The following is a 23008-nucleotide window of genomic DNA, read 5'->3' as shown; positions in this document are numbered from 1 at the left end:
ATGCCTGCTCTTTGGATTGCGCATGTCACGGTGACAGACGCCGAGGCTTACGGCAAATACGCCGAACTGGCCGGACCGGCCATCGCCAAGCACGGGGGCGAGTTTATCGCCCGTGCTGCGCGATACGTTCAGCTGGAAGGCAAGGAACGTCCACGAAACGTAGTGGCGCGCTTCCCGTCGCTGGAGGCTGCGGTTGAATGCTATAACTCGGATGAGTACCAGCAAGCCCTGAATCACGCGCGCGGCGCAAGCGAGCGTGAACTGATTGTGGTAGAAATCACTGAGTGACATTTGGGCCTTGCTTCCAAGGCACTGATAATTTCAAGAAAACCGGCAGTGGATAAGCAAGATTCGGCTTATGTCATGTTTGGTTGATGCCGATCAGCCCGCGATAGCGGGCTGTTTTTTATATAATTGTTAGGTTTCAATATCTTATCTTCCGGTTCTCACGTTCTACCGAATGGTTCCTGACCAAATTGTGGCCGCGCCAACAAAATTCTTACGTAAAATTGTCAGATTCTCGGACGAATTTTTGCCCTGTTTCCCTTGCAGGTTCTCAAAAGATTGCGCGTAACACCTGATCACAGATAGTTTCAAGAAACAGAATGTGGTGCAGTTGGACATGCAATCGCTCGAAGAACATCGGATCGGGGACCTCGCATGATTTCATTAACGAATTTACCCAAGAGGTGTGTTGCAGTGCTTGCATTGGTTGCGTCGCGCGCATTGGGCATCTGCACCGTGTGTATCGGTGTCATAGCGTCCGCACCTGTCGCGCAGGCATCCGACGGCGTTTTTATCCCTATCGTTGCGTCTTCGCCTCCGCCTTCAGGCGCAATCAACCTATGCAACCAATATAACTGGGCTTGCACTGCGAAACGTTCGGTAACGTTGTCCAGCCACCAAGAGCTGACGGTGGTAAATCAAGTGAATCGTCGCGTGAATGCGTCGACCCGGGAAGTTACGGATCAGTCTCAGTACAAAACGCGCGAGCGATGGGCATTGCCAACACCCAGAGGCGGTGATTGTGAAGACTTTGCATTGTTGAAGAAAAGAGATCTGATCCATGCGGGGGTTGATCCAAGTAAGCTTTTGATTGCAACCGTTTTGGATACGCGTCGTAATTCTCATGCTGTTCTGGTATATCGGTCCCAGCAAGGCGATCTGGTGTTGGACAATCAGACCAACAGAATCAAACCCTGGTCAAAGACAAGATACCTATTTCTAAGAATGCAGGATCCCAGTCAACCCAAGAGATGGGTTGGGATATACGGAGAAAGCTAGGTCTTGTTCCAATAAAGCGCTTGGCCACGATGGCGATGTTGTCAGTCGGATCGGTCAATCGCCACTGAGAACTACCACGCCGTAAGCCAAAAGGTCGCCGGACAAACGTTTCGGCGACCTTTTTTTTCGGTCGGGCTTTTTAACGAAGGCCTATACCGTCACCGGGGTAGTCGTAATCCGGATTATGTGGTTCGGGATCATCTTGCGGATCGGGATCATCTTGGGGATCGGGATCGCCTTGCGGGTCAGGATCGCCTTGGGGATCGGGATTACCCTGCGGGTCAGGATCACTTTGTGGGTCAGAGCCGCCTTGTGGACCGCCAAAGTCAGGCCTGTTGTTGTCGTCTGGTTCATTGGCGGGACCATCCCCCGAGCGTGAATCTGGTGAACCGATCGACGCGGTGGGCAGGTCGGTGAGCAAATCTGCGAGCGGCGAGCACTCGGCACCCAGGCGTGCTACAATCTTATCAAAGTCAGCACGACGCTGGATGTACCTCAACATCCCAGTTGTGACAGAGTCACATTCACAAAGAACTCCTGGGGACCCGGCGGATTGTCGTGCTGTAGCAACCGTACACGTCCCGGCGGCAAAGGTTTCACCGGCAGGTGAAAGCAGAAAAGTTGTCGCAATAAAAAACAGTGGAAACTTGCGAGCTCTATTACCCATTTTTAACTCCTTGGAACTCGATAACTAAACTACGACCCTCTATGCACCATTCCCGTATCGGTGTTTGTGAAGGACGTCACACTTCTGACGTGTTTTGACCATAATTTGAGGGCGTCTACAATATCTTGTTGATGAGGTTTGCGTCAGAAGTCTTCAACCATGTAGAGAAAAGTGTTATTTTTCAAGTAAAAACCGGGCAGGGCGCCCGGTTTTTCTGATTTCGTCTTTTGTCATACTGGAAGCAAAAATGCCACAATAATGCCATTGTTTCCGTTTGGTCAGTTTGCAACCTGAGGGTGTTCTAGGCGGATTTGGCCATCCGCTTACGCTCGTGCGGGTCAAGAAAACGCTTCCGCAGCCGCACCGCGTTTGGTGTGACTTCCACCAGTTCATCATCGTCGATATAGGCAATTGCCTCCTCCAATGAGAACTGGATATGCGGCGTCAAGCGGACCGCGTCGTCGGTTCCACTGGCGCGCACGTTTGTCAGCTTCTTGCCTTTAAGAGGGTTCACTTCCAGATCGTTGTCGCGTGAGTGTTCGCCGATCACCATACCCTGATACACGTCTGTTTGCGGACCAACAAACATGCGGCCACGCTCTTCCAGGTTCCACAGCGCATAAGCCACAGCCTGACCTTTCTCCATCGAGATCAGAACGCCTGCGCGACGGCCCGGAATTTGCCCCTTATGCGGTGCCCAATCATGGAACACACGGTTCAGTACACCGGTACCGCGCGTGTCGGTCAGGAATTCGCCGTGGTAACCAATCAGACCACGGGACGGGACATGGGCGATGATCCGCGTCTTGCCCGTACCGGCCGGGCGCATCTCGACCAGTTCACCCTTACGCGCGCCGGTAACCTTCTCAATAACGGAACCAGAATATTCGTCATCCACGTCAATGGTGACTTCTTCGATGGGCTCAAGCCGCTGCCCGTCTTCCTCACGGAACAGAACCTGAGGGCGCGAGATGCTGAGTTCAAAGCCTTCTCGGCGCATGTTCTCGATCAGAACGCCCATTTGCAGCTCGCCGCGGCCCGCAACCTCGAACGCCTCACCGCCCGGGGTGTCGGTGACACGGATGGCGACGTTCGATTCGGCTTCCTTCATCAGGCGGTCTCGAATGACGCGTGATTGAACTTTCTTGCCATCACGGCCCGCCAACGGAGAATCATTGATACCGAAGGTCACGGTGATGGTCGGCGGATCGATGGGCTGCGCGGGCAGGGCCTCAGTGACCTGAGGAGCTACCAGCGAATCCGCTACGGTGGCTTTGCTCATGCCAGCGATGGTCACGATGTCGCCTGCTTCGGCCACGTCAATGGGCTGTTGACCCAGGCCCCGGAACGCCAAGATTTTCGTGGCACGGAAGTTTTCGATGACCGAACCATCGCGGCTAAGCGCCTTGAGGCTGTCGCCAGCCTTCAGCGTTCCGCTTTCGACGCGGCCAGTCAGGATACGGCCGATGAAGGGATCGCTTCCCAGCGTCGTGGCCAGCATCCGGAAGGGTTCATTTTTGTGTTCGATCTGTTTCGGGGCAGGGACATGATCGACGATCAAGTCGAATAGTGCGCTCAAGTCCTTGCGGGGGCCGTCCAGCTCCATATCCGCCCAGCCAGAACGGCCCGAGGCGTACATTGAAGGGAAATCCAACTGGTCGTCATCCGCACCGAGATTGGCGAACAAGTCAAAGCACTCGTCCAGCGCGCGGTCAGGTTCGGCGTCCGGCTTGTCGACCTTGTTCAGGACCACGATCGGACGCAAGCCCAACGCCAGTGCCTTGGACGTTACAAACTTGGTCTGGGGCATCGGGCCTTCTGCGGCGTCCACCAACAGAACAACACCGTCGACCATGCTGAGGATGCGCTCGACCTCGCCTCCGAAATCGGCGTGACCAGGGGTGTCTACGATATTGATGCGCGTGTCTTTCCACTCGACCGACGTGGCCTTTGCCAGGATGGTGATGCCGCGTTCACGCTCCAGGTCGTTACTGTCCATGGCACGTTCCGCGACGGCCTGATTTTCCCGGAATGCACCGGATTGTTTGAGCAGCTCGTCGACCAGGGTTGTTTTGCCGTGGTCCACGTGAGCGATGATTGCGATGTTGCGCAGGTCCATGAGAGGTCAGCCTTTGAACGGGAAGTTGCCGCGCGCATAACGTGGCGCGGCAAGATATACCAGCCCTAACCGTGGTTCAGTGTCCGGCAGTCCTTGAAAAGAGGTGAATGATCAGGATTCCGGACAAGATCAACGTCAACCCCAGGATCGCAGGCCAATCCAGCCTTTGGCCGAACACGATGAATCCGATCACGGCGATCAGGAATATACCGAGACCGGACCAGATTGCATAAACGATACCGACAGGCATGACCTTCAGCGTCAGCGCCATGAGGTAAAATGCAAACGCATACCCAACGACAACGATCACGGATGGCCAGAACCGCGAAAACTGCTGGCTGGCTTGCAAGGCCGTCGTGCCAATGGTTTCCGCCAGCACAGCCAGCAACAAATACAGATAGGCTTGGGGCATTTGAGTACCTCGAAAAGGGTGGGTCGGGTGGCTAGATGGCGATTTGCGTGAGTGAAATACGTCGACCGCCATGCAGTCTACAAGATTACCTTGGGTCAGGTATACCTGACTGTTTTTTCAGTCGAATGAATGTAATATTTGCCCTATATTTTTTAATTTTGTTAACGAGTTTTGAGCGATGACGTTATTTGCGAAATCAATCATATTTGCTTCGGCTCTGATAGTGGCGATTGGGTGGCTTGCTGACGGGGGGTCCGTCGAAGTGAATGCAGCCAACTTGGTTCAACAGTTTGATGGTAGTAGTGTTTTTTGAACGCCGCTAAAAACCAAGCAAGAAAAAAGGAGCCTTCAGGCTCCTTTTTTTATGCCTGGGGATCGCGTGTTTCACCGTATTCAAAATGCGCAACCAGTTGGGGTTGCAGCCAGTCCCACAGCTGAGGCGCTCCCGCTGCAATTGCGGGTCGGACACGCGTGACAATCTGATCGAATTTAACACTGTATTCGACCCATGACCCGCCACCTGTTTCCAGATTTGCTATGGGTGTCTGAAAACGATCAACAGCCTTTGCAAATCTGGCTTCTGTGGTCTCAGCCGCCTCAAACTCGTGCCATAGTTCAGTAAATGACCGGTGTTGACAGTCCGGCAGAAGGCCAAACAATCGTTTGGCGGCGGCCTGTTCCTTGGCTTCCTGTTCCGCGTGGTCGACATGACCGTGGATCGGGTGGTCGCCCGCGTCGATTTCGACAACATCGTGCAAAAGCAACATCTGTAGTATTCGGTCCAAATGAACATCCGAATGCGCGTATTCCGCCAATACCCAGGCATAGAGCATGACATGCCAAGAATGTTCCGCCGAGTTTTCGAACCGGTCGCTGGCCATCAGGCGTGACGCGCGCAGAACGGATTTCAACTGGTCCGCTTCTGTAAGAAACGCCAATCTTCTCGTGAATGCGTCATCCTGAGGGGTCGAGTTATTCAAGAGGTTTGTGGCATGTTGGTGGGCCAGTGGAAACGCAAGGGCCAGATACGATGCGCGCCCGTCCGCCAGGTTCGACCGCGCAATTTCTACATGATCCTGCCGCGGGTCGGTGGCGCACAGAACCTGAAACAGCGGCTGGCAGCGATCCAGAATCTTGGCAAACCGGGCATCCGGGGTCTGGTCCGCCTCGAATTCGTGCCAGAGAGAAAGAAAATCCTGTGCCTGTTCGTTGGGCAACAGGCCAAACAATTCCTGTGCTGCGGCCTGTTCAGCCTTGGCCACGGTATCCCAATCCGTGTTGAGGTGAATCGGGTGATCACCTGTCACGATCTCGACCAGATCATGCAGCAGCAACATGCGGATGACCCGGTCGACCGAGATGTCCGGCCCGGCCAGTGGCGCCATGACCATTGCCCACAAAGCCAAGTGCCAGCTGTGTTCGGCGGAGTTTTCGGGCCTTGACTGGTCAAGCAGGACATTTGCCCGCTCGACCAGTTTCAGATTGTCGGCCCGTTTCAGAAATGCGACCTGCGCAACCAGGCGATCGGTCATTGCTTTTCAATCGCCTTGAGTTTCGCGCGATGCGAAGCGAGGCGCTTGATCACGAATTGTCTGGCCTTGCGTTCAGCCAGACGCACGCGGATTTCTGTCAGGAAAGCCTCTTCCAGAGATTGAGACGCCGCACCAAGAACTTCACCCACTTCCACAAAGAACCGGTCTTCGCCGGTTTCGTCCATGACCTTCATCGTATCTTCGGCCAGTTTGGCCGCGAGCGATGTGATGGTGTCGGACATTAGCGGGTGTTCTCAGTCAGCCGACGTTTCACATAGTCGCTGACATCTGTGATCAGCGTGTCCATGTGGCGATCCTGGAAGAAATGATCCGCGCCCTCAACCTCGTTATGGGTGATCGTGATCCCTTTTTGCTCGTGCAACTTGTTGACCAGCGCGGTGGTATCCGCTGGTGGTGCCACACGGTCAGCCGATCCGTTGATGATCAAGCCCGAAGACGGGCAGGGCGCAAGGAAGGAAAAGTCATACATGTTGGCAGGCGGCGACACGCTGATGAAACCCGTGATTTCGGGGCGGCGCATCAGCAACTGCATTCCAATCCACGCCCCAAACGAAAAGCCCGCAACCCAGCAGTGTTTCGAGTTGTTGTTCATGGATTGCAGGTAATCCAGCGCAGATGCCGCATCGCTCAGCTCGCCAACACCTTGATCATATTCGCCCTGACTGCGACCGACGCCGCGGAAGTTAAAACGCAGCACTGTGAAGCCCATGTTGTAAAAGGCATAGTGCAGGTTATAGACCACCTTGTTGTTCATGGTCCCGCCGAACTGAGGATGCGGGTGAAGCACGATGGCGATCGGTGCGTCTTTTTCCTTTTGCGGGTGGTAGCGGCCTTCCAGGCGGCCTTCGGGTCCGGGAAAAATCACCTCGGGCATGTGTGCTTTGGTCCTGTCATTTTCGTGCGGGCATCCGGATATACTTGACTATAATCGTCGGACACCTTAGAACGGTTCTAATTACATTGCTTGGCGCAATCGCGCTGTCAGTCGGAGATACGCACTGGCAGCGTCGGCGTCAATGATTTCGCGCAGATCCGTCTAAAAGGGGGCAGAGAATGAAGCTTTCGACCAAAGGGCGTTACGCAATGGTCGCTTTGGCGGATATTGCACTTCAGCCGACAGATCGGCTGGTAACCTTGGGCGAAATCTCGGAACGGCAGGACATTTCTCTGCCGTATCTTGAACAGCTCTTCGTCAAGCTGCGTCGCGCGGAACTGGTTGCGTCTGTCCGTGGGCCCGGAGGGGGGTATCGTCTTGCACGTCCCGCCTCCGAGATTCGCGTGGTCGAGGTTCTTGCGGCCGTGGATGAGACGGTTGATGCCCTGCAAAAAGGGGCCGGAGCATCCGGTGCGTCATCGGGCAGCAGGGCGCAATCCCTGACGAACCGTTTGTGGGAAAGCCTGAGCGCGCATGTTTATGTCTTTTTGCACCAGACGCGTCTGTCGGATGTGATCAGGAATGACCTTGCGCCTTGCCCGGCAGTTCCAAGCCTGTTTTCCGTCGTCGATGAATGAGCTGGGCAAGTCGAACATGCATATGACTACTGTGCGGGAAAAGATGTATCCATGAAACGTGTTTATCTGGATCATAACGCGACCGCACCGCTGCGACCCGAAGCACGCGAGGCGATGATCGCGGCGATGGATGTGGTCGGGAACCCGTCATCTGTTCATGCAGAAGGGCGTGCCGCAAAAGCGTTGGTCGAACGCGCGCGGGCGCAGGTCGCCGAGGCCGTCGGTTGCCGTCCGCAAGAGGTCATATTTACCTCTGGCGCGACCGAAGCAGCGAGGGTTCTGCAAAACCGCCCCGAAGGCTGCGACGTCTTTGTCGACAGCACCGCCCACGATGCGCTGTGGTCGCATTTCGACTTGACCCATTGCAGCGAGCATCCCTTTGGCCCCGGACACATATTGGCGATGGGGCTTGCGAACTCTGAGACCGGAGTCATCACGCATCCGCCTCAGAAAGTTGAGAACCAGTGGCCCTATGGCGCGCGACGCGCGGACTGGCTGTTGCTGGATATTACGCAGGTTGTTGGACGCATTCCGTTTTCCTTTGCTTGGAGTGGCGCAGATATGGCGATCCTATCGGCGCATAAGATTGGCGGGCCAAAAGGTGTTGGCGCTTTGATCCTGCGGCAAGGTATCGATATCGAACCTTTGGCCAGCGGTGGCGGTCAGGAGATGGGGCGAAGATCCGGCACTGAAAATGTGGTGGGTATTGCCGGTTTTGGCGCGGCTGCCGAGGCAGCTCAACGCGATCTGGCTGATGGAGTATGGGAAAAAGTCAGAGAACTTAGAAATATTCTAGAAAACGCCCTTGAGGCTGGTGCAATATCTACTATTTTTGTCGGGAAAAATCAGGAGCGACTCCCGAATACCCTGTGTTTCGCGACGCCCGGCTGGAAAGGCGAAACGCAGGTGATGCAGATGGACTTGTCTGGCTTTGCCATCAGTGCGGGATCCGCCTGTTCCAGCGGCAAAGTCAAAACCAGTCGGGTTCTGACGGCAATGGGATTTGATGAGACGGTGGCCTCATGCGCAATCCGCGTTTCGTTGGGGCCAGAGACGACGGAAGAAGATGTGCTGCGTTTCGCCGAAACGTGGCTTGAAAAAGAGAAAAAGCATCGCGCGCGGGCTGCGTGATCTGACGGAGGGTAAGTCATGGCCACTTTGGACCAGACCCAGGTGAAAGAAGGTGTCGATCAGGAAACCGTGGATGCGGTTCGTGAGGTCGGCACATATAAATATGGCTGGAATACCGATATCGAGATGGAATACGCCCCCAAAGGCGTGAACCCTGATATCGTCCGTCTGATCTCGGGGAAAAACGATGAGCCTGAGTGGATGACCGAATGGCGTTTGGCCGCGTTCGAGCGTTGGACCAAAATGGAAGAGCCCAAATGGGCGATGGTTCACTATCCGCCAATCGATTTTCAGAACCAGTATTACTATGCCCGCCCCAAATCGATGGAAGAGAAACCCAAATCTCTGGATGAGGTTGATCCAAAGCTGCTCGCCACTTACGAAAAGCTTGGTATCCCTCTGAAAGAACAGATGATTCTGGCTGGTGTCGAAGGTGCTGAGGATGCTCCCGCCGAGGGCCGCAAGGTTGCGGTCGATGCAGTGTTTGACTCGGTTTCCGTGGGTACCACCTTTCAGGCCGAACTGAAAAAGGCAGGCGTGATCTTTTGCTCGATCTCTGAGGCAATCAAAGAGCATCCTGAGCTGGTCAAGAAGTACCTGGGAACCGTGGTTCCCGTATCGGACAACTTCTATGCAACGTTGAATTCAGCTGTATTCTCGGATGGCTCATTCGTCTACATCCCGCCGGGCGTTCGCTGCCCGATGGAACTAAGCACGTATTTCCGCATCAACGCCGAGAACACCGGTCAGTTCGAACGCACCCTGATCATTGCTGACAAGGGCTCGTACGTCTCATATCTGGAAGGCTGTACCGCACCCCAACGTGACACGGCACAACTGCATGCTGCCGTGGTCGAGATCATCGTCGAAGAAGATGCCGAGGTGAAATACTCGACTGTTCAGAACTGGTTTCCGGGGGATGAAAACGGCAAGGGTGGTATCTATAACTTCGTGACCAAACGCGCCGACTGCCGGGGTGACCGGTCGAAGGTGATGTGGACGCAGGTGGAAACCGGATCGGCCGTGACATGGAAATACCCGTCCTGCATCCTGCGCGGCAATGAAAGCCAGGGTGAGTTCTATTCGATCGCGATTGCCAACAATTATCAACAGGCCGACACCGGCACCAAGATGATTCATCTGGGCAGGAACACCAAGTCGCGCATCGTGTCCAAGGGCATCAGCGCGGGCAAGGCTCAGAACACCTATCGTGGGCTTGTGTCGATGCACCCGAAAGCCAAGGACAGCCGGAACTACACACAGTGTGACAGTCTGCTGATCGGCGACAAATGCGGTGCACATACGGTTCCCTATATCGAGGTCAAGAACAACTCGAGCCGCGTTGAGCACGAGGCGACGACGTCAAAAGTGGATGACGATCAGCTGTTCTACTGCCGTCAGCGCGGCATGGACGAGGAAGAAGCCGTGGCCCTGGTGGTCAACGGGTTCTGCAAGGACGTGCTTCAGGCGCTTCCGATGGAGTTTGCGATGGAAGCACAGCAGTTGGTGGCCATCTCACTTGAAGGGTCGGTTGGGTGATGACGCAGTCACCCAGAACCCGCATCCGTAAGGATGATGTGTTGACTTGGCTTGGGTACGCATTGCCGGTTCTGGGCGGTCTGCTTGGCGTGGCCTACGTCAACACCCATTACATGGAATTCATCAACCCGGTTTGGGCGGTAGGTGGCGGGGCGGTCCTGGGTTGGATCCTCGCCAGACTGATCCGCAGATTACTGGGCTAGAACAATGCGGGGCCAAGACGCCCCTTGCGATACGCAAAAGGACAAAAAATGCTGGAAATCAAAAACCTGCACGTACAGCTTGAAGAAGAAGACAAGCAGATTCTCAAAGGTGTGGACCTGACGGTCGAGGCTGGCAAGGTACACGCGATCATGGGTCCAAACGGGTCGGGCAAATCGACCCTCAGCTATGTTCTGTCGGGGCGCGACGGGTACGAAGTTACGGAAGGTTCGGCCACTCTGGACGGTCAGAACCTGCTGGAGATGGAACCGGAAGAGCGCGCGGCAGCAGGTGTTTTCCTGGCCTTCCAATACCCGGTTGAAATCCCCGGCGTTGGCAACATGACGTTCCTGCGCACCGCGGTAAACGCGCAGCGCAAGGCCCGTGGAGAAGAGGAACTGTCTGCCGCAGACTTTCTGAAAGAGGTGCGTGCCAAGGCAAAGACGCTAAAGATCGACGCGGATATGCTCAAGCGCCCGGTCAATGTTGGTTTTTCGGGCGGTGAGAAAAAGCGCAACGAAATCCTGCAGATGGCCATGCTTGAACCCAAGATGTGCATCATGGACGAAACCGACTCGGGCCTTGATGTGGACGCGATGAAACTGGTGGCCGAAGGCGTGAATGCCCTGCGGGACGAAGGCCGTGGGTTCCTGGTGATCACGCATTATCAGCGCCTGCTGGATCACATCAAACCGGATGTTGTGCATATCATGGCCAATGGTCGCATCGTTAAGACGGGCGGACCTGAACTGGCACTTGAGGTTGAAAACAACGGTTATGCCGACATTCTGGCCGAGGTGAACTGATGGCTTTGCCGCAAGCGAAACAATCCGCAACCGAGGCGCGTCTGGCTACGTTGATCATGCCCGATGCGGGCTGCACCCGTGGTGCACGCGAAGACGCTTTGGCGCGTGTTCTGGAATCCGGCCTGCCGGGGCGCCGGGATGAGTATTGGAAATACACTCAACCCGATAGTCTGATTTCTGCCGAGGCTTTGCCTGCGGCGGTGTTTATCAATGATGAACCGGTGCTTTTCAACGACCTTGACCGTTTGAAAATTGTTTTTGTCGACGGGGTGTTCAGCGCCGAGGAATCCGATGACCTGTCGCTGGACGGTGTCAAGATCGACCGGATTGAAGACATCTGCTGCAAAGACATTCATTGGGCAAAAGACCTGTATGGCGTTCTGGAAGCGCGCGGCCAGTCCCCGGTTCAACGCCCGTTGGCTGCATTGAACACGGCTTTTGCGTCGGACGGCGTCGCCATTCACGTTACGGGCAAACCCTCCAAACCAATCAACCTGATCTATCGTCATGCCTCGCCGACATCCGACGCGATCCTGCATCACGTTATTCGCGTGGAAAGCGGGGCCGAGGTGACTATTCTTGAATCCGGCCCGGCGGCGTCGCGTTTCAACAAATGTACAGAGATTGAAATTGCCGACAAGGGGACGCTGCATCATGTGCGGGCGCAGGGCAGGGACCATGAACGTCGCGCCGCGACCCATATGTTCACTCGTTTGGGGGCAGAGTCGGTCTACAAGTCCTTCACCTTGACTGCGAATGGGGTGCTGACCCGTAACGAACAGGTCGTTGAACTGACCGGCGACAATGCGGTGGCGCATGTGGCCGGGGCCTGTGTTGGGGATGGTGATTTCCACCATGATGACACGGTGTTCATCACCCATGACGCGGTGAATTGCGAAAGCCGTCAGGTCTTTAAGAAAGTGCTGCGCAACGGTGCGACCGGAGTGTTTCAAGGCAAGATCCTTGTAAAGCAAGGGGCCCAGAAAACCGATGGCTACCAAATCAGTCAATCGCTGCTTTTGGATGATGACAGCCAGTTCCTCGCCAAACCGGAACTTGAGATTTACGCCGATGACGTGGCGTGTTCCCATGGCTCAACTTCGGGTGCGATTGACGATACGGCGTTGTTCTATCTTCGGTCACGGGGTGTACCGGTCAAGGACGCGACCAACATGTTGACGCTGGCATTCCTGGCCGAAGCAGTGGACGAGATCGAAGACAGCACATTGGCAGATGAAATCGTAAGCCGTCTGGAAGGGTGGCTGGCGCGCCGAAGCTGATGGCCCTGTCGTCGGATATCCTGGCAACGTACAAGGGGCCGGGGCGCGTGGTGCGCAGGCTTCTGGATATGGGTCAACGAGAAGACCGGGCGCTGATCTTTGTTATGGCGTTTTGTGTGGTGGCATTCATCGCCCAGATGCCTGGCCTTGCGCGCAAAGCGCATCTGGAAGGCGTTGAGCTGAACATGCTTTTGGGTGGTGCTCTGCTTGGATCCGTGTTCATTCTGCCCTTGGTCTTTTACACGCTGGCACTGGTGTCTCATTGGGCGGCGCGCTTGTTTGGCGGTCAGGGAAGCGCTTATGGTGCGCGCCTGGCGCTGTTCTGGGCGCTGTTGTCGTCTGCACCGCTGGTTCTGCTGAACGGCCTTGTCGCCGGGTTTATCGGACCAGGGCCTACATTGACGATTGTGGGTCTTGTCTGGGTTGCTGTTTTTGTCTGGTTCTGGGTATCCGGTCTCAGACAAGTGCAAAGGTCCGTCGCATGAATTCGAGTTTTCTGGGAAATATGGCTGTCCTGACGATCAGGAACCCGGCCGAAGCGGCGCGACGGCTGATGGCGCTCAAGCTGGGGCGAGAAGTGCTTTGGCTGGCATTTGCACTGGCGGTCGTTTTGAACTGCGTTGTCCAATTGGGAATAGGTTTGTCAATAACAATGGCGGCAGGCCAACCCTCTCCGGCGCTCGAAAGCATTCCCATGGTTTTGGTGCGCTCGGCCGGGGCCATGATGCTGAGCATCGTCGCATTCCTGCTGGTCGGGCGAATGCTTGGAGGTCTGGCGAAGTTCGATGATCTGATGGTTTTGACGATCTGGCTGCAATTCCTGCAAATAGCCGCCTTGGTCGTGACGCTGATCTTGAGCCTGACCCTACCGTTCCTGATGATGATGTCATTGTTGGCGACAGCAATCCTGAGCCTTTACGTCACGCTTCATTTTCTGAACGAAGCGCATCAACTCGGGTCGCTCTGGAAATCCTTTGCGGTAATTGTGTTGTCAGCCCTTGTCGCCATCCCCTTCGTTCTGTTTCTAAGCCCAACCGGGCCCGTCTAGGAATACCTCTCTTATGTATGATGTGCAGAAAATCCGCTCTGACTTTCCGATCTTGTCGCGTCAGGTGAATGGCAAGCCTTTGACGTATCTCGACAATGGTGCTTCGGCTCAGAAACCTCAGGTGGTCATTGACGCGGTGACGCGGGCCTATGCCGAGGAGTATTCGAATGTCCATCGTGGACTGCATTTCCTGTCCAATCTTGCGACAGAGAAATACGAGGCCGTTCGTGGCACGATCGCGCGGTTTCTGGGGGCATCGAACGAGAATGAGATCGTCCTGAACTCTGGTACGACCGAAGGGATCAACCTGGTCGCCTATGGCTGGGCTATGCCGCGACTTGAAGCGGGCGATGAGATTGTTCTGAGTGTGATGGAGCACCATGCAAACATCGTACCCTGGCATCTCCTGCGCGAACGACAGGGCGTCGTACTGAAATGGGTCGATGTCGACGCAGAGGGCGGGCTTGACCCGCAGGCGGTAATCAATGCAATCGGACCGAAAACCAAGCTGGTTGCAGTGACACACTGCTCGAACGTGCTGGGTACGGTCGTGGATGTGAAAGCCATAACTGATGGTGCCCACGCCAAGGGCGTCCCGGTTCTGGTTGATGGCAGTCAGGGTGCCGTTCACATGCCGGTAAATGTCGAAGAAATCGGGTGCGATTTCTACGCGATCACAGGCCACAAGCTTTATGGGCCGTCAGGGTCGGGTGCGATTTACATCAAATCCAAACGCATGGCCGAAATGCGCCCCTTTATCGGTGGCGGCGACATGATCAAAGAGGTCAGCAAGGATCAGATCATCTATAATGACCCGCCAATGAAGTTCGAGGCCGGCACGCCGGGGATCGTTCAGATCATCGGTCTTGGCGTGGCGCTGGAGTATATGATGGACCTGGGGATGGAAAACATCGCAGCTCATGAATCCAGCTTGCGCGATTACGCGATGCAACGTCTGACTGGGCTGAACTGGTTGCAGGTTCAAGGCACTCGCCCGGACAAGGCCGCGATTTTCAGCTTTACGCTGGACGGTGCTGGCCATGCTCACGACGTCTCAACCATTCTCGACAAGAAAGGTGTAGCGGTTCGCGCCGGTCACCACTGTGCCGGGCCGCTGATGGACCATCTGGGGGTGACTGCAACATGCCGCGCCAGCTTTGGTCTCTATAACACTACCGATGAAGTTGATACACTGATCGAAGCGCTTGAATTGGCGCATGATCTGTTTGCCTGATTTTGGTCTTGATAAGGGTGCGGCAATCGCGATTTGCAGTTGCACCCGGATTGGAACAAGGTTAGCTAACGGCCAAGGCACCTGTAGCTCAGCTGGATAGAGCGCTGCCCTCCGAAGGCAGAGGCCAGAGGTTCGAATCCTCTCAGGTGCGCCACCCTATATTCAACGTCGGATTGAATTCGGAAGCCCTGAACAGTGGGCTTGTCATTTGGCTTTCTTAGCGCATTGATCGTGCAGTCATTGCAACGGCTCACAAGCTAATAATCATAGCTGAGTTGCAGTGCTTGAGGGAGAGATATTCTGTCAGGTGCCGAGAATAACAAATTAGCACACTTGGCGGCTCTGCCGCCAATCGCTACGACTACGAGAAAACCGACCGGAAGATACAGTCAGAATAGGTTCTGAACAGACCAAAAGCGTCCGGGCGTTACCCGCGCCAGGTGCGAACCACGCCACAATCCATGTGTACGAAGTTCGATCCATAATACTGACCAACTCCGCCTGCGCGGCACGACATCGCTGCCTTGGCCATCTGTGAAACCGAGCGGGAGGCAAGGCGCAGATCAGCTGCTTGCCCTTCCATATGAAGCGAATTGCGCGCCACACGGCGCGACCGGGAACGCAGCATTGCGTTGGTCTGAGGAGAGCGATAGCCTGACAACAGCATATAGGGTTCGTTGACATCCAGCAGGTTGTGTGATGCCGCCATGATATCAATCGTGCGCAAATCGATGGATTTTACCTGATCTGTGCGCCAATCACGCATGAAGTTGTTCACTTCTTTGACAGCGTCCTTGATATACTTACCATCGACCCAATAGATCATATCCAACCGTTCGCCAGTGCGACCGGAATACATACGAATGCGACGAATATCGCCGCCACCGCGTAAAAAGCCTGCTGCGTTGGAGTAGGTGGGTGCTGCTACGACTGCCGTTGCTGCAAACGCTCCCAATAGGGCACGCCGGGTCAAGCCCGAGGAACTGCTCTCTGTCATTTTAGTTTCGTCCCGTACTGTTCCTGCCTGCACACGATGTTACGTGCACTGTCTTAATTATTCCCATCCCAGATGCGGAATGTATGGCACAATCGGAATCGACGGCCAAGAAGTGTTTCAATTGCACCTTTTCAAGGGGGAAATTTCGGCAGTTTTTTGCGCATATGTCACAGCGAATCACGAAAATTTCGCAGTTGTGGGCTTTGGGTCACCCTGCCGATGCAAACGCGCATCAGGCCCACGAAGAAGCGAATTGGTAAGGATTTCGTGAGTGGACAAGCGTTCTGACGCGACTGCATAATCGTGCGACGTATCAATCACCAGTTCAAGCTATTGAATTTCAAGGCCATCCTATGCTTTCCGTTCTCCGCACCAGTACCAGCATCCTGTTTGCCGCGTGTTTCGTGGCTACTGCATCTGTCGCCAATACGTCGCCTGAAGCGGTGCCAGGGACTGCGTTTCAGATGGCGATTGCTGAACATACGCCGCAGGCGCCGCAATTGGTCGATTTCTACCGGGCGAACGGGTTTTCGCCAGTTTGGGTGGGTGATACGCCCGAACACACACGGCGCCGGGCGGCGCTGATCAATGCGCTTACGAATGCGCATCTGCATGGTCTGCCACAGGCCGAGCCAACTGTTGCCGCCGTGATGGAGAAGATGGAAAAGGCCCGTTCGGTGCGCGATCTCGGTGCTGTTGAAGCAGAGCTGAGCCGTATCTTTGTCAAATATGCCGACGCGCTTTACGCAGGCTTAATCAGGCCTGGCAGTGTCGATGAGGGGCTGGTTCGATCCGTAGAACGTCGCAGCGCGGCCGAGCATTTGCAGGGAATAAACACGCAGGGCGCGGCCTACTTTGCAGCCCTGTCACCGCAAACACATCAATACCGGGCGCTGATGAAGCAGAAGCTGGTTCTGGAAAAACTGGTGTTCCAGGGCGGATGGGGGCCAACGGTGCCCGAAAACAAGCTGGAATACGGTGATACCGGACCGAATGTCGTCAAGTTGCGCGACCGTCTGGTGGTGATGGGTTACATGAAACCATCCGCCAGCCCGTCTTTCGACAACGCGTTGTTGGAAGGTGTACGCACCTTTCAAACAGCGCATGGGCTTGAACCCGATGGCGTGGCGGGCAAGGGGACGATTGCCGAGATTAACCGTCCAGCCACAGACCGGTTGAAAGCCGTTTACGTTGCGTTGGAACGCGAACGCTGGCTGCCTCGGGAACGAGGTACGCGTCATATCCTTGTGAACCAAGCCGATTTCTCAGCCAAGATCGTGGACGACGGGCAAGTCACTTTTGAAACCCGCGCAGTCATCGGTAAAAATGCTCATGATCGCAGAAGTCCAGAGTTTTCGGATGAGATGGAGCATATGGTGATTAACCCAAGTTGGCATGTTCCCCGCTCGATCGTGACCAAGGAATACCTGCCGAAGCTGCAATCAAACCCGAATGCCGTGGGCCATATTCTGATAACTGACAGAAGCGGCAGGCAAGTCGATCGGAGTGCGGTGGATTTTACCCAGTTTACGACCAGAAATTTTCCTTTCGCAATGCGCCAACCGCCCAGCCAAAGCAATGCGCTGGGTCTGGTGAAGTTCATGTTCCCCAATAAGCACAACATCTATCTGCATGATACTCCACAGAAAAACCTGTTCTCGCGTGAGGTTCGGGCCTTTTCACATGGGTGTATCCGCTTGGCCCAGCCCTTTGAATTTGCTTACGCCTTGCTGGCCAAACAGGAGGAAGATCCAAAGGCATTCTTCCATCGCGTTCTGAACACCGGAAAAGAAACCAAAGTCAATCTGGAGCAGAAAGTTCCGGTGCATCTGATTTATCGCACGGCCTATATCGGGCCCAAAGGCGAAGTGCAGTATCGCCGCGATGTTTATGGGCGGGACGGCAAGATTTGGGAAGCCTTGCAAAAGGCAGGGGTGGCCCTGCCGGACGTTCAGGGGTAAGCACAGGGCAAATCCTGCCAAAAGGAAGCCCGCCATGCAGTTTACCATACAACAGATCGCCGAGTCTCTGGGGGCAGAATGTCAGGGCGATGGCGGCCTGACGATCGTGCGCGCCGCCGAACCGGGCGACGCAGGTCCGACAGATTTGGCGATGGCTATGTCTCCGAAATATGCCGAGGCGCTTGCCAACGGAGCCGCACGTGCGGCTGTCCTTTGGGAAGGGGCCGACTGGCAGGCGATGGGACTGCGTGCCGCGATCTTTGTCAAACGTCCCCGCATGGCCATGGCTGGCATCACGGCCATGCTGGATCGGGGGCAGGGAGTTGAACCCGGGATTCACCCCTCGGCCGTGATCGACCCGACCGCTGAAATCGGTCGGGATGTGGCGATTGGTCCGTTGGTTGTTGTGGGCGCGCGCGCCCGTATCGGCGCAGGCTCTGTCATAGGGGCACAGTGCGTGGTGGGAATGGACGCCATATTGGGCGACCAGGCGGTGTTGCGCGAAATGGTCAGCATTGGCGCACGGGCGCGGATCGGAGATCGCTTTATCGCGCAACCCGGTGCTCGGATCGGAGGGGACGGGTTTAGCTTCGTAACACCCGAAGTCTCGGGCGTCGAAAATGTACGCAAGACAATGGGCGATCAGGGTGAGGCCAAAGCACAGAGCTGGCTGCGCATTCATTCGTTGGGTGCGGTGGAAATCGGTGATGACGTCGAAGTCGGCGCGAATTGTACAATCGATAATGGCACGATCCGAAACACTTGTATCGGCAACGGATCCAAGTTGGATAATCTGGTCCATGTCGGGCACAACACTCGCGTCGGTCAGGACTGCCTGCTGTGCGGTCAGACTGGTGTGTCGGGATCGGTTGAGATCGGAAACAACGTGGTTCTGGGCGGTCAGACCGGCGTTGTCGACAACATATTCATCGGGGACGGGGTTATTGCCGGAGGCGGCACCAAGATACTGTCCAATGTTCCCGCCGGCCGCGTGATCATGGGGTATCCCGGCGTCAAAATGGAAACGCATACGGATATCTACAAGGCGCAACGACGCTTGCCCCGCATGGCCCGCGACGTCGAGGCACTCAAAAAGGCTGTTTTCAAACAGACCCCGAGCGATTAAATCAACTTCAAACTGATAATCAGGGGATCGACATGAGCATCAGCGACCGCGTCATCGCGATCATTGCAGAGCAGGCCGTTCTGGAGCCATCGGATGTAACGCCCGAAAGCACGCTGGAAGATCTGGGTATCGACAGCCTTGGACTGGTCGAAAGCATATTTGCCATCGAGGAAGAGTTCGACATTTCGATTCCTTTCAATGCCAACGAACCCGAGGCCAGTGATTTTGATATCTCGAATGTAGCTGCGATCATCTCTGGGATCGAAAAGCTTGTGTCGGAAAAGGTCTGACAAACGCTCATGAAACGCGTTGTCATAACCGGAGCGGGTACGATCAATTCGCTGGGCCATTCGGTCCCTGACACGCTGGAAGCCATGCGCGAAGGTCGTTGTGGTATTTCCGATCTGGAATTTCGGGATGTCGACCGGTTGGCCATCAAGATCGGCGGACAGGTCCGGGGGTTCGAGGCAGAAGGGCGGTTCAACCGACAGCAGATGTCGCTGTACGACCGCTTCACCCAATTCACCCTGACGGCAGCCAAAGAGGCGATTGAGCAGTCGGGTATCGAGTTTCATGGCGAACTTGCAGCCAGATCAGGTGTTGTTCTGGGGACTGCGGGCGGTGGTGTTTCGACTTGGGATGACAATTACCGTTCGGTTTATGAGGATGGAAAAAACAGGGTACATCCCTTTGTCGTTCCAAAACTCATGAACAATGCTGCCGCAAGCCACGTTTCCATGGAACACAACCTGAAGGGCCCAAGTTTCACGGTCTCGACAGCATGTGCGTCGTCAAATCATGCGATGGCTCAGGCTTTTCAGATGGTGCGTAGTGGCGCGGCTCCGGTCATGGTAACGGGGGGCTCGGAATCCATGCTGTGTTTCGGCGGTGTCAAAGCCTGGGAAGGGTTGCGCGTGATGTCGAAAGACGCATGTCGCCCGTTCAGTGCCAACCGCAACGGAATGGTGCAGGGTGAAGGGGCAGGCGTCTTTGTTTTTGAAGAATACGAACACGCCCGGGCCCGAGGTGCCGAAATTCTGTGCGAAGTTGTCGGCTTTGCCATGTCATCGGATGCCTCGGACATTGTGATGCCCAGCAAACAAGGGGCCGCGCGTGCCATGGCTGGTGCCTTGGCCGATGCGAAGCTGAACGCAAAAGATGTGGGCTATATCAACGCGCATGGCACCGGAACGGCTGCAAATGACAAAACCGAATGCGCGGCTGTGGCCGACGTATTTGGCCCACACGCCGACGATCTGATGATCTCGTCCACGAAATCCATGCACGGTCACCTGATTGGCGGGACCGGCGCGGTTGAGCTGCTGGCCTGTATCATGGCGCTGCGGGACGGTGTCATTGCACCGACGATCGGATATGAGGAACCGGACCCGGAATGCGCGTTGGACGTCGTACCGAACGAAGCGCGCGAGGCAAAGGTCGACGTCGCTCTCAGCAACGCATTCGCCTTTGGTGGGTTAAATGCCGTACTGGCCCTGAAGCGGGTTTAGTGAAAAAGCCGCCGTTACTAATACGGCGGCTTCCACGGATGTTTTTTTCTTAGTTTGTGTTGACGTTCAGAGCGTCAAAGCCCGATGTGAAGCCGGAGAGCGACATGTCCATTTCAAGAACCTGATCCGGGAAACGGGCTGGAACCAGCGAAAACGTCGCTTTAGTGCCAGCTTTCATCGCATCGATATCCCCTTGGCTAAGACCTAATTGCGCGATGCAGCCCACGGGAACGCATTGGTGATAGTTGTACAATTTACGCGGAGCGCCATCGATTGACAGGGCCAGTTGCGCTTGCAGCAGTGTTTCCAGGGGTACGATGACGTTTGCCCAAGCAACGGCGGCACCACCTTCCGGCAGTTTCCCGATCGATACTTCTGCGATCGGATCACCATTGTTGCCTTCGAGAACCTGAACGATGGCACAAGGATCCTCGCCTTCCTGTGCCTTGATACAGGATACGTCCCAATCGCCGAATTCTTCCTTTACGAACTGTTCTCCGACCCGGGGTCCTTCCTGACCTAGGTCCAGACCAGCGTCTGGCGCGGTTGTGGTTGTGTCTTGTGCATACGCTGCTCCGGACAGCAGAACGGCGGCGACCGTGTTGAACGAAAGGATTTTCTTGAACATGAATGCCTCGGGTTGATGATTGATCTTTTTGCTTCGTTTAACACTCTTCTGAACCAGTGTCAGGCACTAACAGAACAGCCTTTGCGAAGGTGAACGGATTCTTGCCTGAGGGCTGGAACCGCACCTTCGGAGATTAGAAAAAGGGAGCTGTTCGACCAGCTCCCTTCCCCATAAGTTTCTCCCCGTCGGACTGGCCGACTTATTTATGCGCAAACCCTACGTAAGGGGCGCACACGGGTCAACAGCTATCCTCAATTTTTAATCTATGCGCCAGAATAATAATCCAGTGGCCGAACCAAAAGGGCCGTGCCAGCAGGCACGGCCAGTCGACAGGGAGGAAGTCTGCCCCGCAATGCAAGGCAAATAGACTATCGCAGTCAAAGGTTAACTTTGTATGCTGGCGGCGGATCGGTGAACAATAAGGCAATGTTAATGGGCACGAATATCTTTTTGGGCGGTGGCGGTGAAAACTATGGCCAGCCGCAGGAACTGGCGTTGAAATATGCGAACCGCCATGGGTTGATTGCCGGGGCAACTGGTACCGGCAAGACTGTGACATTGCAGATTCTTGCAGAAGGGTTTTCTCAGGCGGGTGTCCCAGTTTTCCTCTCGGATGTGAAAGGGGACCTGTCTGGGCTGGCCCTTCCGGGCAGCGAGACGCACAAACTGCATCAGGCGTTCCAAGACCGGGCTGGTCGGATCGGGTTCGATGATTTTGCCTATTCTGCCTGCCCAGTGACATTCTGGGATCTGTTTGGCCAACAGGGCCATCCCGTGCGCACGACAGTGACGGAAATGGGCCCGCTGTTACTATCGCGGTTACTGGAGTTGAGTGAGGCGCAGGAAGGTATCCTGAATATCGCATTCCGCGTGGCCGACGAAGAAGGGATGCCGTTGCTGGACCTTAAGGACCTACAGGCGCTGCTGGTCTGGATCGGAGAGAATCGGGCGCAACTGTCATTGCGATACGGCAATGTATCTACATCCTCGATCGGTGCGATTCAGCGACGTCTGCTGGTCCTCGAGAATCAGGGCGGTACAAAGCTGTTTGGAGAACCGGCGCTGGATCTGGCCGATCTGATGCGAACAGACGAAAACGGGCAGGGGATGGTGAACATTCTGGCGTCAGACCAACTGATGGCCGCCCCAAGACTTTATGCAACGTTTCTGTTGTGGCTGTTGAGTGAACTGTTCGAAGAGCTGCCAGAGGTTGGAGACCCCGAAAAACCAAAGCTGGTGTTCTTTTTTGATGAGGCCCATCTGCTGTTTGACGATGCGCCAAAGGTACTGGTGGACAAGGTCGAACAGGTCGCCCGCCTGATCCGTTCAAAGGGGGTGGGGGTATACTTCATTACTCAGAGTCCCGCCGATATCCCGGAAGATATTCTGGGTCAGCTGGGTAACCGTATTCAGCACGCATTAAGGGCATTCACGGCGCGGGACCGAAAGAACCTGAGGCTGGCCGCTGAAACCTATCGCGAGAATCCGACTTTTGACACGGAAACGGCAATTCGCGAAGTCGGCGTGGGGGAAGCCGTTACTTCCATGCTGCAAAAGAAAGGTGTTCCGGGCGTGGTCGAGCGCACGCTTATTCGCCCGCCGGGATCTCAGCTGGGGCCAATTTCAGATGCCGAACGCCGGGACATTCTAGCAGTTTCACCAATGGCGGGGAAATACGACAAGAACATAGATCGAAAATCTGCCTTCGAGATTCTTCAGGCGCGGGCCCAAGCTGCGGCCAATGCCGCAGAACTGGCCGAATCCGACGAAGTTTTTGAAGCGCAATCGCCGATCGAACGCGAATACTCTTCGGCCCGCAGATATTCGGGCAGCCGGGTTGACCGGTCCTCATCCCGGGTTGAGCGCAAGCAGGACACCTTTGCCACAGCGATGACCGAAGCGGTGATCAAAGAGCTTAAAGGCACTACCGGGCGCCGGATCGTGCGCGGTATCCTCGGCGGTTTGTTCCGCAACAGGTAAGAACGCAGCGCCCGTTGGGGGC

At 55.4% G+C, this 23008-nt stretch carries 24 protein-coding genes and 1 tRNA gene; 17 read left to right on the top strand and 8 right to left on the bottom strand.

The annotated features are described in order from the left end of the window. Together ACR3FC_RS01535 and ACR3FC_RS01530 are read left to right on the top strand one after the other, a co-directional pair. Complete coding sequence (locus ACR3FC_RS01535; protein ID WP_480472841.1) at positions 1-288, top strand: DUF1330 domain-containing protein; 288 nt, start codon at positions 1-3, stop codon at positions 286-288. A 372-nt stretch (positions 289-660) separates the two neighbouring features. Continuing rightward, entirely contained in the window at positions 661-1284 is a 624-nt protein-coding gene (locus ACR3FC_RS01530) for a transglutaminase-like cysteine peptidase (protein WP_480472839.1), read from the top strand. Between the two features lie 150 nt (positions 1285-1434). Here the strand turns inward: ACR3FC_RS01530 and ACR3FC_RS01525 are convergent, their stop codons facing one another. From ACR3FC_RS01525 to ACR3FC_RS01500, 6 genes are all read right to left on the bottom strand, one after another. Next, positions 1435-1638: a hypothetical protein gene (locus tag ACR3FC_RS01525; protein ID WP_480472837.1), complete on the bottom strand. Its 204-nt coding sequence runs from the start codon at positions 1636-1638 to the stop codon at positions 1435-1437. A 614-nt stretch (positions 1639-2252) separates the two neighbouring features. Beyond that, on the bottom strand, positions 2253-4070 hold the full coding sequence (gene typA, locus ACR3FC_RS01520) for a translational GTPase TypA (protein WP_480472835.1): 1818 nt from the start codon (positions 4068-4070) through the stop codon (positions 2253-2255). A gap of 76 nt (positions 4071-4146) precedes the next feature. Further along, a complete protein-coding gene (locus tag ACR3FC_RS01515) occupies positions 4147-4482 on the bottom strand; it encodes a DMT family transporter (RefSeq protein ID WP_480472833.1) in 336 nt (111 codons plus the stop codon). Between the two features lie 362 nt (positions 4483-4844). Beyond that, positions 4845-6014 (bottom strand): HD domain-containing protein, encoded by a 1170-nt coding sequence (locus ACR3FC_RS01510; RefSeq protein WP_480472831.1) that lies wholly within the window; start codon positions 6012-6014, stop codon positions 4845-4847. Then, the gene (locus ACR3FC_RS01505) at positions 6011-6256 is read right to left on the bottom strand and encodes a hypothetical protein (protein ID WP_267366187.1); all 246 of its coding nucleotides are present in this window, start codon (positions 6254-6256) and stop codon (positions 6011-6013) included. Before ACR3FC_RS01505 ends, ACR3FC_RS01510 begins: the two co-directional genes overlap by 4 nt. Continuing rightward, positions 6256-6909: an alpha/beta hydrolase gene (locus ACR3FC_RS01500; protein ID WP_170424714.1), complete on the bottom strand. Its 654-nt coding sequence runs from the start codon at positions 6907-6909 to the stop codon at positions 6256-6258. Before ACR3FC_RS01500 ends, ACR3FC_RS01505 begins: the two co-directional genes overlap by 1 nt. Before the next feature lie 179 nt (positions 6910-7088). Between ACR3FC_RS01500 and iscR the strand changes: the two genes are divergently transcribed. From iscR to ACR3FC_RS01450, 10 genes are all read left to right on the top strand, one after another. Further along, complete coding sequence (gene iscR, locus ACR3FC_RS01495; RefSeq protein ID WP_209596301.1) at positions 7089-7547, top strand: Fe-S cluster assembly transcriptional regulator IscR; 459 nt, start codon at positions 7089-7091, stop codon at positions 7545-7547. A gap of 51 nt (positions 7548-7598) precedes the next feature. Beyond that, the gene (locus tag ACR3FC_RS01490; protein ID WP_480472829.1) at positions 7599-8678 is read left to right on the top strand and encodes a cysteine desulfurase family protein; all 1080 of its coding nucleotides are present in this window, start codon (positions 7599-7601) and stop codon (positions 8676-8678) included. An 18-nt stretch (positions 8679-8696) separates the two neighbouring features. Next, on the top strand, positions 8697-10217 hold the full coding sequence (gene sufB, locus ACR3FC_RS01485) for a Fe-S cluster assembly protein SufB (RefSeq protein WP_480472827.1): 1521 nt from the start codon (positions 8697-8699) through the stop codon (positions 10215-10217). Then, on the top strand, positions 10217-10420 hold the full coding sequence (locus tag ACR3FC_RS01480; RefSeq protein WP_480472825.1) for a hypothetical protein: 204 nt from the start codon (positions 10217-10219) through the stop codon (positions 10418-10420). The genes sufB and ACR3FC_RS01480 overlap by 1 nt, the downstream gene beginning before the upstream one ends. A gap of 48 nt (positions 10421-10468) precedes the next feature. Continuing rightward, a complete protein-coding gene (gene sufC, locus ACR3FC_RS01475; protein ID WP_480472823.1) occupies positions 10469-11224 on the top strand; it encodes a Fe-S cluster assembly ATPase SufC in 756 nt (251 codons plus the stop codon). Further along, on the top strand, positions 11224-12504 hold the full coding sequence (gene sufD / locus ACR3FC_RS01470) for a Fe-S cluster assembly protein SufD (RefSeq protein ID WP_480472821.1): 1281 nt from the start codon (positions 11224-11226) through the stop codon (positions 12502-12504). Before sufC ends, sufD begins: the two co-directional genes overlap by 1 nt. Beyond that, positions 12504-12989 (top strand): YIP1 family protein, encoded by a 486-nt coding sequence (locus ACR3FC_RS01465; protein WP_480472819.1) that lies wholly within the window; start codon positions 12504-12506, stop codon positions 12987-12989. The genes sufD and ACR3FC_RS01465 overlap by 1 nt, the downstream gene beginning before the upstream one ends. A 20-nt stretch (positions 12990-13009) precedes the next feature. After that, positions 13010-13552, top strand: a complete 543-nt coding sequence (locus tag ACR3FC_RS01460) for a YIP1 family protein (RefSeq protein ID WP_480472817.1) — start codon at positions 13010-13012, stop codon at positions 13550-13552. A gap of 13 nt (positions 13553-13565) precedes the next feature. After that, on the top strand, positions 13566-14786 hold the full coding sequence (locus tag ACR3FC_RS01455; protein ID WP_480472815.1) for a cysteine desulfurase: 1221 nt from the start codon (positions 13566-13568) through the stop codon (positions 14784-14786). A 77-nt stretch (positions 14787-14863) separates the two neighbouring features. After that, positions 14864-14940 (top strand) — tRNA-Arg (locus ACR3FC_RS01450). 273 nt (positions 14941-15213) lie between these two features. Here the strand turns inward: ACR3FC_RS01450 and mepK are convergent. Beyond that, positions 15214-15783, bottom strand: coding sequence for a peptidoglycan L,D-endopeptidase MepK (gene mepK, locus ACR3FC_RS01445; protein ID WP_480472813.1), 570 nt, complete (start codon positions 15781-15783; stop codon positions 15214-15216). A 353-nt stretch (positions 15784-16136) separates the two neighbouring features. Between mepK and ACR3FC_RS01440 the strand changes: the two genes are divergently transcribed. Genes ACR3FC_RS01440 through ACR3FC_RS01425 form a run of 4 tightly spaced genes read left to right on the top strand, consistent with a single transcriptional unit; the run spans position 16137 to position 20378 of the window. Beyond that, entirely contained in the window at positions 16137-17744 is a 1608-nt protein-coding gene (locus ACR3FC_RS01440) for a L,D-transpeptidase family protein (protein ID WP_480472811.1), read from the top strand. A gap of 34 nt (positions 17745-17778) precedes the next feature. Beyond that, the gene (locus ACR3FC_RS01435; RefSeq protein WP_480472809.1) at positions 17779-18870 is read left to right on the top strand and encodes a UDP-3-O-(3-hydroxymyristoyl)glucosamine N-acyltransferase; all 1092 of its coding nucleotides are present in this window, start codon (positions 17779-17781) and stop codon (positions 18868-18870) included. Positions 18871-18902: 32 nt separating this feature from the next. Continuing rightward, entirely contained in the window at positions 18903-19160 is a 258-nt protein-coding gene (locus tag ACR3FC_RS01430) for an acyl carrier protein (RefSeq protein WP_480472807.1), read from the top strand. 9 nt (positions 19161-19169) lie between these two features. Then, the gene (locus tag ACR3FC_RS01425; protein ID WP_480472805.1) at positions 19170-20378 is read left to right on the top strand and encodes a beta-ketoacyl-[acyl-carrier-protein] synthase family protein; all 1209 of its coding nucleotides are present in this window, start codon (positions 19170-19172) and stop codon (positions 20376-20378) included. A 49-nt stretch (positions 20379-20427) separates the two neighbouring features. Here the strand turns inward: ACR3FC_RS01425 and ACR3FC_RS01420 are convergent, their stop codons facing one another. Then, on the bottom strand, positions 20428-21006 hold the full coding sequence (locus tag ACR3FC_RS01420; RefSeq protein WP_480472803.1) for an invasion associated locus B family protein: 579 nt from the start codon (positions 21004-21006) through the stop codon (positions 20428-20430). Between the two features lie 432 nt (positions 21007-21438). On the opposite strand from ACR3FC_RS01420, the gene ACR3FC_RS01415 reads away from it, so the two are divergent. Continuing rightward, complete coding sequence (locus tag ACR3FC_RS01415; RefSeq protein WP_480472801.1) at positions 21439-22986, top strand: helicase HerA-like domain-containing protein; 1548 nt, start codon at positions 21439-21441, stop codon at positions 22984-22986. Positions 22987-23008 lie beyond the last annotated feature (22 nt).

The organism is Ruegeria sp. AF3 (genome assembly GCF_056536285.1).
The sequence above is the reverse complement of the archived record's forward strand: the minus strand, read 5'-3'. Positions and strand labels throughout refer to the sequence as shown.

What these genes read in the sequence shown, in the direction of transcription:
- ACR3FC_RS01535 (WP_480472841.1), top strand. Translation starts at nt 1, where the DNA reads ATGCCTGCTCTTTGGATTGCGCATGTCACGGTGACAGACGCCGAGGCT.
- ACR3FC_RS01530 (WP_480472839.1), top strand. Translation starts at nt 661, where the DNA reads ATGATTTCATTAACGAATTTACCCAAGAGGTGTGTTGCAGTGCTTGCA.
- ACR3FC_RS01525 (WP_480472837.1), bottom strand. Translation starts at nt 1,638, where the DNA reads ATGAACCAGACGACAACAACAGGCCTGACTTTGGCGGTCCACAAGGCG.
- typA (WP_480472835.1), bottom strand. Translation starts at nt 4,070, where the DNA reads ATGGACCTGCGCAACATCGCAATCATCGCTCACGTGGACCACGGCAAA.
- ACR3FC_RS01515 (WP_480472833.1), bottom strand. Translation starts at nt 4,482, where the DNA reads ATGCCCCAAGCCTATCTGTATTTGTTGCTGGCTGTGCTGGCGGAAACC.
- ACR3FC_RS01510 (WP_480472831.1), bottom strand. Translation starts at nt 6,014, where the DNA reads ATGACCGATCGCCTGGTTGCGCAGGTCGCATTTCTGAAACGGGCCGAC.
- ACR3FC_RS01505 (WP_267366187.1), bottom strand. Translation starts at nt 6,256, where the DNA reads ATGTCCGACACCATCACATCGCTCGCGGCCAAACTGGCCGAAGATACG.
- ACR3FC_RS01500 (WP_170424714.1), bottom strand. Translation starts at nt 6,909, where the DNA reads ATGCCCGAGGTGATTTTTCCCGGACCCGAAGGCCGCCTGGAAGGCCGC.
- iscR (WP_209596301.1), top strand. Translation starts at nt 7,089, where the DNA reads ATGAAGCTTTCGACCAAAGGGCGTTACGCAATGGTCGCTTTGGCGGAT.
- ACR3FC_RS01490 (WP_480472829.1), top strand. Translation starts at nt 7,599, where the DNA reads ATGAAACGTGTTTATCTGGATCATAACGCGACCGCACCGCTGCGACCC.
- sufB (WP_480472827.1), top strand. Translation starts at nt 8,697, where the DNA reads ATGGCCACTTTGGACCAGACCCAGGTGAAAGAAGGTGTCGATCAGGAA.
- ACR3FC_RS01480 (WP_480472825.1), top strand. Translation starts at nt 10,217, where the DNA reads ATGACGCAGTCACCCAGAACCCGCATCCGTAAGGATGATGTGTTGACT.
- sufC (WP_480472823.1), top strand. Translation starts at nt 10,469, where the DNA reads ATGCTGGAAATCAAAAACCTGCACGTACAGCTTGAAGAAGAAGACAAG.
- sufD (WP_480472821.1), top strand. Translation starts at nt 11,224, where the DNA reads ATGGCTTTGCCGCAAGCGAAACAATCCGCAACCGAGGCGCGTCTGGCT.
- ACR3FC_RS01465 (WP_480472819.1), top strand. Translation starts at nt 12,504, where the DNA reads ATGGCCCTGTCGTCGGATATCCTGGCAACGTACAAGGGGCCGGGGCGC.
- ACR3FC_RS01460 (WP_480472817.1), top strand. Translation starts at nt 13,010, where the DNA reads ATGGCTGTCCTGACGATCAGGAACCCGGCCGAAGCGGCGCGACGGCTG.
- ACR3FC_RS01455 (WP_480472815.1), top strand. Translation starts at nt 13,566, where the DNA reads ATGTATGATGTGCAGAAAATCCGCTCTGACTTTCCGATCTTGTCGCGT.
- mepK (WP_480472813.1), bottom strand. Translation starts at nt 15,783, where the DNA reads ATGACAGAGAGCAGTTCCTCGGGCTTGACCCGGCGTGCCCTATTGGGA.
- ACR3FC_RS01440 (WP_480472811.1), top strand. Translation starts at nt 16,137, where the DNA reads ATGCTTTCCGTTCTCCGCACCAGTACCAGCATCCTGTTTGCCGCGTGT.
- ACR3FC_RS01435 (WP_480472809.1), top strand. Translation starts at nt 17,779, where the DNA reads ATGCAGTTTACCATACAACAGATCGCCGAGTCTCTGGGGGCAGAATGT.
- ACR3FC_RS01430 (WP_480472807.1), top strand. Translation starts at nt 18,903, where the DNA reads ATGAGCATCAGCGACCGCGTCATCGCGATCATTGCAGAGCAGGCCGTT.
- ACR3FC_RS01425 (WP_480472805.1), top strand. Translation starts at nt 19,170, where the DNA reads ATGAAACGCGTTGTCATAACCGGAGCGGGTACGATCAATTCGCTGGGC.
- ACR3FC_RS01420 (WP_480472803.1), bottom strand. Translation starts at nt 21,006, where the DNA reads ATGTTCAAGAAAATCCTTTCGTTCAACACGGTCGCCGCCGTTCTGCTG.
- ACR3FC_RS01415 (WP_480472801.1), top strand. Translation starts at nt 21,439, where the DNA reads ATGGGCACGAATATCTTTTTGGGCGGTGGCGGTGAAAACTATGGCCAG.